The sequence below is a fragment of the Clostridium sp. CMCC3677 genome (genome assembly GCF_023845585.1).
Classification (GTDB): domain Bacteria; phylum Bacillota; class Clostridia; order Clostridiales; family Clostridiaceae; genus Clostridium; species Clostridium aquiflavi.
The window spans coordinates 39802-53339 of record NZ_JAMQHS010000003.1 but is presented as its reverse complement, the minus strand read 5'-3'; the positions used below and the strand labels follow the sequence as shown (position 1 = coordinate 53339).

9 protein-coding genes are annotated in these 13538 nt (G+C 27.4%); 8 read left to right on the top strand and 1 reads right to left on the bottom strand.

Annotated elements, in window-relative coordinates; genetic code table 11:
• Positions 1 to 20: 20 nt before the first annotated feature.
• The 6 genes from NG901_RS04070 to NG901_RS04045 all read left to right on the top strand — a co-directional run bounded on the left by NG901_RS04070 (position 21) and on the right by NG901_RS04045 (position 10645).
• Positions 21 to 581 (top strand): ANTAR domain-containing response regulator, encoded by a 561-nt coding sequence (locus NG901_RS04070; protein WP_252212734.1) that lies wholly within the window; start codon positions 21 to 23, stop codon positions 579 to 581.
• 126 nt (positions 582 to 707) lie between these two features.
• Positions 708 to 5279 carry a glutamate synthase large subunit gene (gene gltB, locus NG901_RS04065; protein ID WP_252212473.1) on the top strand — a complete coding sequence of 1524 codons (4572 nt, stop codon included), beginning with the start codon at positions 708 to 710 and terminating at the stop codon, positions 5277 to 5279.
• A gap of 11 nt (positions 5280 to 5290) precedes the next feature.
• Positions 5291 to 6763 (top strand): glutamate synthase subunit beta, encoded by a 1473-nt coding sequence (locus NG901_RS04060; RefSeq protein WP_252212472.1) that lies wholly within the window; start codon positions 5291 to 5293, stop codon positions 6761 to 6763.
• 225 nt (positions 6764 to 6988) lie between these two features.
• Positions 6989 to 8416, top strand: coding sequence for an amino acid permease (locus tag NG901_RS04055; RefSeq protein ID WP_252212471.1), 1428 nt, complete (start codon positions 6989 to 6991; stop codon positions 8414 to 8416).
• A 121-nt stretch (positions 8417 to 8537) separates the two neighbouring features.
• The gene (locus NG901_RS04050; protein WP_252212470.1) at positions 8538 to 8840 is read left to right on the top strand and encodes a hypothetical protein; all 303 of its coding nucleotides are present in this window, start codon (positions 8538 to 8540) and stop codon (positions 8838 to 8840) included.
• A gap of 179 nt (positions 8841 to 9019) precedes the next feature.
• Entirely contained in the window at positions 9020 to 10645 is a 1626-nt protein-coding gene (locus NG901_RS04045; RefSeq protein WP_252212469.1) for a cell shape-determining protein, read from the top strand.
• A 190-nt stretch (positions 10646 to 10835) separates the two neighbouring features.
• Here the strand turns inward: NG901_RS04045 and NG901_RS04040 are convergent, their stop codons facing one another.
• Positions 10836 to 11318 (bottom strand): CarD family transcriptional regulator, encoded by a 483-nt coding sequence (locus tag NG901_RS04040; protein ID WP_252212468.1) that lies wholly within the window; start codon positions 11316 to 11318, stop codon positions 10836 to 10838.
• A gap of 335 nt (positions 11319 to 11653) precedes the next feature.
• On the opposite strand from NG901_RS04040, the gene NG901_RS04035 reads away from it, so the two are divergent.
• Entirely contained in the window at positions 11654 to 12661 is a 1008-nt protein-coding gene (locus NG901_RS04035; protein WP_252212467.1) for a hypothetical protein, read from the top strand.
• Between the two features lie 195 nt (positions 12662 to 12856).
• Positions 12857 to 13468 (top strand): uridine kinase, encoded by a 612-nt coding sequence (udk, locus tag NG901_RS04030; protein ID WP_252212466.1) that lies wholly within the window; start codon positions 12857 to 12859, stop codon positions 13466 to 13468.
• The last annotated feature ends 70 nt before the right edge of the window (positions 13469 to 13538 follow it).

Here is a 13538-nt window from a genome sequence, read left to right as displayed (position 1 = left end):
TTTAAGGTGGGGTTGCGATGATGGAATCTCGAGGCAAAATAATTATAGCATTAAGTAATATGGAAACTAATAAGAAGCTAAAATGTTTATTGATGCAAGAAGAGTATGATGTTTTAGCCTTATGTACATCAGGAAATGAATTAATTAGAATAGTTATGCAATATTCACCAGATTTGGTTTTAGTAGGCTATAAGTTTAAGGATATGAGTTTACTAGATGTATATGAAGCAATATATGATTTTACAAGTTTTTTAGCATTAGTTAATGAACCCTATCGTTCTTTTATAGAAGAAGATACTGATATATATTGTATAGGAACCAAAATTTCCAATGTACTTTTAAAGAATTCTATTGATATTATATTTCAAGGAAAGAAAAGAATATTAAAATTGCAACAACAAGTGCAAAATTTAGAAAATACATTAGAAGATAGAAAGTTAATTGAGAAAGCTAAGGGAAATATCATGGAAGATAAAAATATGAGTGAAAATGAAGCTTTTAGATATATTCAAAAATTAAGTATGAATTTAGGAAAAAAAATGAGTGACGTTGCTTCTCTAATATTAGAGAATAATTTATAATTTTTTTTAATTAAGCTGTACAAAATCACTTATTGTAGTAAAATATACGAGTAATAATATCGAAAAAAGGTATTTTTACTCGTTATTTTGCTACTCATAAATATATTATTGTAAGGAGGAACGCAAATGGAAAAATTTATTCCTAAAAAGCAAGGGTTATATAATCCATGTTTTGAACATGATGCTTGTGGCATTGGTACAATTGTAAATATTGATGGCGAAAAATCCCATGATATTTTATCAGATTGTTTAACTATATTAGAAAAATTAAAACATAGAGGTGGAACTGGTGCTGATGAAAATACAGGTGATGGTGCAGGTGTTCTATTAAATATACCCCATAAATTTTTTACTGAAGAGCTAAAATCAAAAGGCATTGTTTTAGGTAATGAAGGTGATTATGCTGTTGGTATGATTTTTTTACCTCAAGAAGAGAAAGCAAGAAAAGAAGCAGAAAGCCTTATTGAAGATATATGTAAAGAAGAAGGATTAGAAGTAATAGGATGGAGAGATGTTCCAAGTAATCCTTCAATTTTAGGTAAAGCATCCTTAGAAGCTATGCCCGTAATAAAACAAATTTTCGTAAAAAGAGTTGGAACTAAAAAAGGAATTGCATTTGAAAGAAAATTATATATTGTTAGAAGAAATATAGAAAAAAGAGCTACTTGGATAAGTAAATTCTTAAATGAAATTTTTTATATGGCTTCTTTTTCATCAAAGACAATAGTATATAAAGGAATGTTATTATCTACTCAATTAAGAGAATTTTATAAAGATTTAGAAGACGAGAGAGTAGAAACATCACTTGCATTAGTACATTCTAGATATAGTACTAATACATTTCCAAGTTGGGAAAGAGCACATCCTAATAGATTCATGATTCATAATGGTGAGATAAACACATTAAGAGGGAATGTAAACAAGGTTTACTCTAGAGAAACTAATGTAAAATCAAGAGCACTTGGAAAAGATTTAATTAGGGTGCTTCCTATTATAAATAAAGAAGGATCAGATTCAGCAATTTTAGATAATAATTTGGAATTTTTATATATGAATGGAATGGATTTAACTAGAGCTGTAATGATGGCAATTCCAGAACCATGGCAAAAAAGTAAAACTATGAGCAAAGAGAAAAAAGCCTTTTACGAATATAATGCTACATTGATGGAACCATGGGATGGTCCTGCTGCAATAGTATTTACTGATGGTGAAAAAGTAGGTGCAGTGTTAGATAGAAATGGTTTAAGACCATCAAGATATTATATAACTAAAGATAGAAGATTAATTTTATCTTCAGAAGTAGGTGCACTAGATATTCCATCAGAGATAATTGAGAAAAAAGATAGATTAAGACCAGGCAGAATGCTTATTGTTGATACAATTAAAAAAGAAGTTATTGATGATGAAGAACTAAAGCATACTTATGCTACAGAACATCCTTACGGGGAATGGCTTGAAGAGAAATTAGTTACTTTAGATAAAATTAATGATAGAAAGACTTTGAAAATAGAGTATGACAAGGATACAAGAAAAAGATTAGAAAAAACTTTTGGATATACTTATGAAGAAGTAAAAACAACTATTCTTCATATGGCTGAAAATGGTGCAGAACCACTTGCTGCAATGGGGATAGACGTTCCAATTGCTCCATTATCTAAAGAAGCACAACCTTTGTTTAATTATTTTAAACAATTATTTGCACAAGTAACTAATCCACCTATAGATGCAATAAGAGAAGAGATAGTTACAGCGTCTAATATTTATTTAGGACCAGAAGGAAATATTTTAGAAGATAAATCTTCAAATTGTGAACTACTTAAGCTTGAGTCTCCAATAATAAACAATGAAGAATTATCAAAAATAAAAGCACTTAATAAGGGAGAGATAAAAACAAAGGTTATAGATATAGTATTTGATAAGGGAAGTTCTTTAGAAGATGCCATAGATGAAATGTTTGATAAAGCACAAGAAGCCTATGAAAAAGGATATACTTTACTTGTATTATCTGATAGAAATGTATGCTCAACTAAAGTACCAATACCATCATTACTTGCAGTTTCAGCACTTCATCAATATTTAGTTAAAAAGGGTACTAGAACATCGGTAGGGTTAATACTTGAAAGTGGAGAACCAAGAGAAATTCATCATTTTGCAACATTAATTGGTTTTGGAGCATCAGCTGTAAATCCATATATGGCATATGAATCTTTAAGAGAACTTATTGAGGAAGGGTTACTTGAAATTGAGTATGATAAGGCTGTTTATAATTATAATAAAGCAGTAGTTAAAGGAATAATTAAGATACTTTCTAAAATGGGAATATCAACAATTCAATCTTATCAAGGTGCTCAAATTTTTGAAGCAGTTGGTATTGGCAAAAAAGTTATAGATAGATATTTTACTAATACAGTAAGTAGAATTGGCGGAATAGGATTAGAAGAAATTCAAAGAGAAGCTGAAATAAATCATGAAAAAGGTTTTAAAGATAAAACTTATGCAGCAGATTTTCAATTAGATTCACCTGGTTATGAAAAATTAAGATCAGGAGAAGAAAAAGAAGAACATTTATATAATCCTAATACCATACATAAGTTACAAAAAGCTACTAAAACTGGAGATTATGAATTATTTAAAGAATATGCATCCTTAATTAATGATGAAGAAGCAGAAATAACATTAAGAGGATTATTAGAGTTTAATTATAATTCATCAGAAATTCCATTAGATGAAGTAGAATCTGTTTCTGAAATAGTTAAAAGATTTAAAACAGGAGCTATGTCTTATGGATCAATTTCCAAAGAAGCTCATGAAGCATTAGCTATTGCAATGAATAGAGTTGGCGGAAAATCTAATACTGGTGAAGGTGGAGAAGATAGTGAAAGATGGATTGTAGATAAAAATGGAGATTCAAGAAGGTCTTCAATAAAACAAATTGCTTCTGGTAGATTTGGTGTTACATCTGAATATTTAGTAAATGCTGATGAACTTCAAATAAAACTTGCGCAAGGAGCAAAACCAGGTGAAGGTGGTCAATTACCAGCTACTAAAGTTTATCCATGGGTTGCTAAGACTAGACACTCAACTACTGGTGTAGGACTTATATCACCACCACCACACCATGATATATATTCAATAGAAGATTTAGCACAATTAATTTATGATTTAAAAAATGCCAATATGGATGCAAGAATATCTGTTAAACTAGTTTCAGAATGTGGAGTAGGAACAGTTGCAGCTGGAGTTGCTAAAGGTGGAGCTGATGTAATATTGATTTCAGGATATGATGGAGGAACAGGAGCATCACCTAAGAATTCAATAAAAAATGCAGGACTTCCATGGGAGCTTGGACTTGCAGAAGCACATCAAACATTATTACTTAATGAACTAAGAGACAGAGTAACAGTAGAGGTTGATGGAAAGCTTATGACAGGCAGAGATGTTGCAATTGCAGCGCTTCTTGGAGCAGAGGAATTTGGATTTGCAACAGCACCTTTAGTATCACTTGGATGTGTTATGATGAGAGTTTGTAATTTAGATACTTGCCCTGTAGGAATAGCAACACAAAATGAAGAACTTAGAAAAAGATTTAAAGGAAAGCCAGAATATGTAGTTAATTTTATGTACTTTATAGCACAGGAATTAAGAGAAATCATGGCAAAACTTGGATTTAGAAAAATTGATGAAATGATAGGTAGAGTAGATAGATTAAAACAAAAAGAAAATATACATGGCTGGAAAGCTAAAAATATTGACTTGAGTTCTATACTTTATACTCCAGATAAATTTAAAGGTAAAGTTATTAAATTTGATGAAGCAAACAAATCTGATCATAAATTAAATGAAGTAATAGATAAAACAATGTTTGTTAAAAAGTGTAAAGATGCTATAAATGGTAATGGAAATATAAGATTTGAAGTAGATATAACAAATACTGACAGAACTCTTGGAACAATACTTGGATCTGAAATAACAAAAGTAAATGGAAATAAGGGATTACCAGAAGATGGTATAGTTATCAAATGTAATGGTGGAGCAGGTCAAAGCTTTGGTTCATTTATTCCAAAGGGATTAACGTTTGAAGTTGAAGGTGACGCTAATGATTATTTTGGAAAAGGATTATCAGGCGGTAAGCTTATAGTATATCCACCCAAGAAAGCTACTTTTATAGCAGAAGAAAATATACTTATTGGAAATGTTGCCTTATATGGTGCAACATCAGGTAAGGTGTTTATAAATGGTATTGCAGGTGAAAGATTTTGTGTAAGAAATTCAGGCGCAACAGCTGTTGTTGAAGGCGTTGGAGCACATGGGTGTGAATACATGACTGGAGGAAAGGTTGTTGTATTAGGAAAGACAGGAATCAATTTTGCGGCAGGAATGAGTGGAGGAGTTGCTTATCTTTATAAAGAAGATGACAATTTCAAGATTAATATAAATGAAGAAATGATTCTTTTAGAAGAATTAAGTTTAGAAGATGAAGAAGATTTAAAAGATTTATTAGAAGAACATGTTGAAGTTACAGGATCTTCTAAGGGTAATAAAATATTATCTAACTTTGAAAATGACAAATCTAATTTCATAAAGGTAATACCTAAAGATTATAAAAAGGTATTGAAAGCAGTAGAAAAGTATAAGAATCTTGGATTTAAAGAAGAGGAAGCTTTAATAAAAACATTCCAAGAAATAAAAGGAAGATAGGGGGCTTAAATGTGGGTAAACCAACTGGTTTTTTAGAATATGACAGAGAAGTAGGTTTAAATAGAGAACCAAAGGAAAGGTTAAAGGATTATGATGAATTTCATAAAAGTCTTTCTTTAGAAAAGCAATCTATTCAAGGTGCTAGATGCATGGATTGCGGTGTACCATTTTGTCAATCAGGTACATTATTTTCAGGAATGGTTTCAGGTTGTCCTCTTCACAACTTAATTCCTGAATGGAATGACCTAGTATATAAGGGGAAATGGGATTTGGCATATGAAAGATTAAGCAAAACAAATCCTTTTCCTGAATTTACAGGTAGAGTTTGTCCAGCTCCTTGCGAAGCAGGTTGCACAGTAGGATTAAATGGTCCAGCAGTTACTATAAAAGAAAATGAGAGAGCTATTATTGACACTGCATTTAATAATGGCAAAGTTGTAGCTAATGCACCAATAAAAAGAACAGGGAAAAAAGTAGCTATAATAGGTTCAGGTCCAGCAGGACTTGCAGCAGCCAATACATTAAATAAGTGTGGTCACAAAGTTACAGTTTATGAAAGAAATGATAGACCAGGTGGATTATTAATGTACGGAATTCCTAATATGAAACTTGATAAAGAAGTAATTTTAAGAAGAATTAGAATTATGGCAGAAGAGGGTATAAAATTTATAACTAATGCAAATGTTGGAGAAAATTATAATGCTAATGATTTAATTGAAGAGTATGATGCAATTATTTTAGCTACAGGAGCATCTAATGCAAGAGATTTAAATGTTGACGGAAGAGATAAAGCTAAAGGCATTCATTTTGCAGTAGACTTTTTAAAAGCAAATACTAAAAGCTTTTTAGATTCTAATCATGAAGATAATAATTATATATGTGCAAAAGATAAGAATGTAATTGTAATAGGTGGAGGAGATACAGGAACTGACTGTGTTGGAACTTGCCTTAGACATGGATGTAAATCATTAGTTCAACTTGAAATAATGTCTAAACCATCAAATGAAAGAAATAAAAATAATCCTTGGCCAGAATGGCCTAAAATATTAAAAGTTGATTATGGCCAAGAAGAATTTATTGATTTATATGGAAAAGACCCAAGAGAATATTTAACTACAATTACAGGAATTAATGTAGATAATGAGGGTAATATTATAAGCGTTGATACTGTAAAAGTAGAATGGAAAAAAGATGATGAAGGAAGAATGTTTCCAATTACAGTTAGAGGGACAGAAAAAACTTATGAAGCTGATTTAATTTTACTTGCTATGGGATTTACAGGATCAGAAGATTATATAAAAGAAGAATTTAAAATAGAATTTGATTCAAGAAACAATATAAATGCAAATTCAATAGATTTTAAAACTAATATTCCTAAAGTATTTGCAACTGGAGATGCTAGAATAGGTCAATCATTAGTTGTTACAGCTATTAGTGAAGGCATAAATAGTGGATTAAAAGTAAATGAATTCTTAAGAAAATAATTTAATATAATAAAATTTCAAGTAGTATTAGTTTAATTTATTAAAACTAATACTACTTTTTTTCTTAATTTTCAACAAAAACTTACATAAATATTATCAAATAATAAAAGAATACTATAGAGGTGTTTTAATATTATTTGAATTTATAGTATTATAAAAATTATACTCTTCATATCAAATTTCATTATCTTAAGCTTAAAAGAAAAACTAACAGGAGGATGAAAGATGGAAAATGAACATAAACAACTCAGGTGGTATAATCTGGCCCTAATATCTTTTGTATCTGTTTGGGGATTTGGAAATGTTGTTAATAACTTTGCAAATCAAGGATTACAAGTTATAGTTTCTTGGATATTAATTATAGGATTATATTTTATACCATACGCTTTAATGGTTGGTGAATTAGGAACAATTTTTAAAGAGGAAAAAGGTGGTGTAAGTTCATGGATAAGATCAACTTATGGAGTTAAATTAGCGTATTTAGCAGGATGGACTTATTGGGTAGTGCATATTCCATATTTGGCTCAAAAGCCACAAGCTGTTTTAATAGCATTAGGATGGGTAATTAAAGGTGATGGAACTTTATTAAAAGATATGGTTCCTTTAGTAGCTCAAAGTATAACTCTATTGATATTTTTCCTTTTCTTATGGGTGGCATCAAAAGGAATTAAGTCATTAAATAGAATAGGAACAATAGCAGGAACTGCGATTTTTATAATGTCATTGTTATACATTTTGTTAGTTATTACAGCGCCTGCATTAAGAGGAGTTAAAATTGCGACAACAGATTTATCAGTTAAAGCATTAATGCCTAATTTTAATTTTTCATATTTTACAACATTATCAATGCTAGTATTTGCAGTAGGTGGAGCAGAAAAAATATCTCCATATGTTAATAATACTAAAAATTCTAAAAAGGAATTTCCTAGAGGAATGATAGTTTTAGCTATTATGGTAACAATATCAGCTATATTAGGTTCTATAGCTATGGCAATAATGTTTGATGCAAATAATATACCGAAAGATCTTATGATGAATGGACAATATTATGCATTTAAAAAACTAGGAGAGTATTATGGATTAGGCAATTCATTATTAATTTTATATGCATTAGCTAATATGATAGCTCAGATATCAGCTTTAGTTGTATCTATTGATGCACCTTTAAAAGTATTATTAGGAGATGCAGATGATAATTTTGTTCCAAAATCTTTAAGTAAGATAAATGATAAAGGTGTGCCTGTAAATGGCTACATAATGACCGCTGTATTAGTAGGAATATTGATAATTGTTCCAGCTTTGGGAATCGGCAATATGACTGATTTATTTAACTGGCTTTTAAGATTAAATGCGGTTGTAATGCCAATGAGATATTTATGGGTATTTTTAGCTTTTATTGGTATTAAGAAGGCTAGTGAAAAATATAATTCTAGCTATAAATTTGTTAAGAATGATAAATTTGCTTTAATAATAGGTGTATGGTGTTTTATATTTACAGCATTTGCATGTATAATGGGAATGTTTCCACATGGAGTAGAGGCTTATTCTCCAGAGTGGATTTTTACACTTGTACTTAATATAGTTACACCGTTCATATTATTAGGGCTAGGATTGATATTACCTAGTATGGCAAGAAGTAGGAAAAATAAATAAAAATATATAATAAGTTTATATAAAACCCTTAATAGAATATAAAATATCTTTTATTGCATTGCACATAAATTTAATATATTATATAATATAAATTAAATTAAAGCTTGCAAAGGAGTATATTATGAGAGGCAATTTTAGAAACATACTGTACTTTATTGGTAGTACATGTATAATAATTTTAATAATATCATTATTTTTTAGTATATTGCCATATATATTATTAGTTGGAGTAATAGCTTATCTTTTAATAAAGTTAATATCATTTATTAAAGGAAGAAAAGATAAATTAAATGAAGATGTAAGAAAAAATAAAAATGTATATGAAAATAATAAAGAATTTACATATGATTCAAATGATGATTTAGTTGGCGATATAATTGATGTTGAATATGAAGAGGTAGATAAGGATAAAAATAATTATTAGGATTATAGTAATTATTTTTATAAAATTTTTAATAGAAATTCTACATTAATATTTTTAAGTAGAGATAAAGAGTCTAATTTCTAGATTTTTTATCTCTTCTTATTTAATTTAAAAGTGGTATTTAAAAACTTATTATGATATAATATTAACCATAATAAAAGATGAGGTGGAGAGATAAAATGGACAATAAAAAATCATTTAGTTTTTTAAAATTATTATTAGGCGCATATATGTGTATAGGAATAGTACTTTTATTAACTAATAATTTAATTTTTGATTTAAGTTTAAATTCAGTATTGATTATAGGAATATTTGTATTATGTTCAGTAGTATATGGTGTGCTTCACAGAAATAAAAAAATTATTATGGCAGGTGGAACAGTAGCAGTCCTATATATTATATTAGCAGTGATATGTAGTCCTATAATTAGTTATAGTGCTCACAGAAATTTAATAGGAAGTATTCAAGATGTGGATTTTTCAAATGAGATACAATATATAGATTTAAATCAATTACCAACTATAGACAAAGAATTAGCGGAAAAATTAGCAGATAAAAAATTGGGTGAAATTGCAAGTCTTGGTAGCCAAGTATATGTTGGAACTTTAGATTTACAAAGTATTGATGGTGAATTATATTATGTAGCACCATTAGAACATTCTTCATTGTTTAAGTGGTTTACTAATAGAGAGGGTACAGCTGGATACATAAAGGTAAGTGCAACAAATCAAAATGATGTTCAATTAGTAACACAATTAGATGGAAAAGATTTAAGAATAAAATATTTAGATTCGTCTTATTTATTTAGCAATTTAAAAAGAGCTGCATTTTTTAGAGACATGAAAGCTGGACATACAGATTATACATTTGAATTAGATGATAGTGGAAAGCCTTATTGGGTTGTAACTAGATATGATAATGCTATTGGAATAGCAGAAACAAAAGCAATCGGAGCATTAATAATAGATGCACAAACAGGTGAATCGGAAAAGTATGGTATTGATAATTTACCTAATTGGGTAGATAGAATTCAACCATCAACATATATAAAAAGATATATAGATAAGTGGGGAGAATTAGTTCATGGAATTCTTAACTTTAGTGATAAAGATAAATTAAAATCAACTTCTGGTATGAATGTTATTTATAATAATGATACATGCTATTATTATACAGGCATAACTTCAGTAGGAAGTGATGAAAGTTTAGTAGGATTTACTTTAACAAATACAAGAAATGGTCAAACTAAATTATATAAGACAGCAGGAGCGACAGAATATGCAAGTATGAAATCTGCTGAGGGTAAAGTGCAACAATATGGATATACTGCTACATTCCCTTACTTAATAAATATTCAAAATGAACCTACATATTTTATGACACTAAAAGATTCAAGTGGACTCGTAAAACAATATGCTATGGTTAATGTGAAAAATTATAATACAGTTGGTGTTGGAGATACACTTCAATCAACTCTTAATAAATATTTAGAGGGATTAACTAACACTAATATTTCTTTAGAGGGTGGAAATAAAGAAGAAACTATTTTAGGTGAAGTTGAAAGAATTGGTGTTGTTGTTAAAGAAGGAACAAGTATATATGATGTTAAATTAAAAGGAATAAATAATATATTTTCAATTTCAACTGAAACATCTAGAGAAATTGCTTTAACAAATGTAGGTGATTCAGTTTCTATAAAATATATTAATGTTGGAAATAGTAGGTATTTAATAACTAATTATTTTGAAAATGTATCATTAAGTAATACTGAAACAAATAAAGAAGTAGAAAATACTCAAGAGTAATTTATATTTGTAAAAAATTAAGCTATATTGCTAAGATAAGCAATATAGCTTTCTTTATTACAACTAAGGTGTAAAATATTTCTTTTATGTAATTTAAAATATTAAATTAAAAAATCATGAGTAATAACTTAATTTTAAGAAAATTATCAGTTATTCTAATAAATTTAAAAAATAAATTTGAAGCATTAATTTAATTAATACTAGATTTTAATATTTTTGTAGCTTCATTTTCGCTTATATTTTTAATGACTCTTATTTCATCTATTAGGAATTTGCGTGCTGTGTTTAATATTTGTTTTTCTGTTGAGTTGAGAGCTTTCATCTTATTGATAAGAGTTAAATTATAAAATACATCTACGCTATCTTCCAATAAACCAGATTTTATTTTATTTAAATTTATCTCATATCTTTGTTTAGAAGGAAGATCTATTTCTTCCGGATTAGATGTGTCTTGAATATGATCTAGTATATCTTCTAGTGTATTAATATCATTAATCATACGTAATTTAGAATTAGGTATTCTATCAATAGGTATCATTATTTCTAAACTATTTTTTAACATTTGTATTATACAATATTTTTTTTTCTTACCACAGAAAAGTTTTTCTTCAATTCTTTGAACTATTCCTATTCCTTGCATGGGATAAACAACTTTATCACCAACGTTAAACAAAAAAACACCTCCTTTTATTTATGTGCTTATTTACATTATAACACATTTTATAAAATTTAATCCATTTTTGAAAATATATCGTTTGTATTGAATTACAAAGTAAATATAAAGATAATTACTTAATTTTATATTTTGTAATATATTAATATTTATTCTATATATATTAGTTAATAAAGATAAATCTGTCATTAAAAACAATTGATTAATAAATAAAAGATAGCCCCTTGATTATTTTTGAAAGCTAGTGTAAAATTAAGGTAAATAATTACAAAAATTTACATTTAAGTCATTGAGATTAAAGCCTGAAATATTATAAAGAAAAGGTGGCTATTGGAATGAGAGTTAAATATAAAAAAAACTTTAGATTAGGTGAAAATATAAAAGTAAAAATATCTACAAATGGAAATATAACTATTATAACTAAATATAAGGATAACAATATATCATTAAATAAAAATAGACTAATAGTTTATGGACAAAATGGAGATATAAAAAGACAGAAGCAATTATGGATATTTAAAAAGAAAAAATTAAACTTAAAATCTTTTATTAAGGGAATACAAGAACGAAAAAATAAGTTAAAAAATAAGAGAATAATAGTTAATGAAATAATTAATGAGGATGAGAATTTAATTAAAGGCATAAGAAAATATAAGACTTCAAGATTATTTTTTTGGTGTTTTCTAATTTTGACGTTTATTTTAAGAAGAAATTTAATAGTTCTAATTTCAGGTATTATAATATCAATTTATTGCAGTATACAAGCCTTTAATAATATAAAATATAAAAAGGCATACTTGATAGCAAATAATATAAGTAAAGATATATCATTTATGAATTTATATAATGAAGAAAAAGTAAATGAACTATTAGGAGAATTTAGTAAGCGCTATGGTAGTGAAGTTGAAGTATGTATTCAACTAAAAAATGCAGTTAATTGTTTTAAAGAATGTGGTATAAAATTAGCTAATGACTTGAGCAATTTAGAGATAGAGGATGTATCATATTACTTAAAGAATATTAATTTAAGAAAAGAGGAACTCAAAAAAAATAAATACAATAAAAATAACAATGATAATTTAAAAAATAAATTTAATACAAGTAGTAGCAACAATAGAACAATAAATTATGTATCATCATTTGATAATAATTTTAGCAATAAATTAGCGGTTTTGTATAGAAAAGAAGTAGAAAATAGTTTAGATATAAAATCAATTAATAGAGCAATAGAATTTTTTGAAGATGATGAAAATACAAATGAAAAGGGTAGAGAAAAAGCAGTAGTATCTAAGGATGATAATAAATTAACTGTATATTTCTATAAAAAATCTTCTGTATTTTAAAATACTTGTTCAAAATTACTAATAAAAATTATATCAGCATAGCTATTTTATTCCTTATTTTTTAAAACAAACAATTTAATATAGATAAATAATAATAGCTATGCTATTATTATATAGGAAAAAAATATATAAATTTATAAGAATATTTTATATTAAATATAAATTAAACATAATCGATATGGAGGAAATTATATTATGCAAGATATAATGATAATAGGGATAGCCGGAGGAACAGGGTCAGGAAAAACTACTTTATCATTGAATATTAAAGAAGAATTTGGTGATGATGTAGTTATACTTTCTCATGATTATTATTATAGATCAAATGATAATATATCATTAGATGAACGTAAGAAATTAAATTACGATCATCCTAATTCTTTTGAAACTGATCTTCTGATAAAACATCTTAAGATGTTAAGAAATGGAGAAACTATTAATCATCCAGTATATTCATTTGTTGAACATACTAGAACAAGTGAGACAATTATGATCAAGCCTGCAAAAGTAATAATAGTTGAGGGAATATTAATTTTTGAAAATCAAGAATTATGTGACTTGATGGATATTAAAGTATTTGTAGATACAGATGCTGATGTTAGAATCATTAGAAGACTATTAAGAGATGTACAAGAAAGAGGAAGAGATCTTGATTCTGTTATTAATCAATATCTTACTACTGTAAAACCTATGCATGAAGAATTTGTGGACCCTAGTAAAAAAAGAGCTGATATTATAATTCCAGAAGGTGGATGTAATACAGTTGCGCTTAGTATGTTACTAGAAAGAATACGTAGCTTTATTTAAAAAATATTAATAGATAATTTGCAATACATAGAGTAAAGATCAGATGTTAAAGTTTTATTATTTAATATCT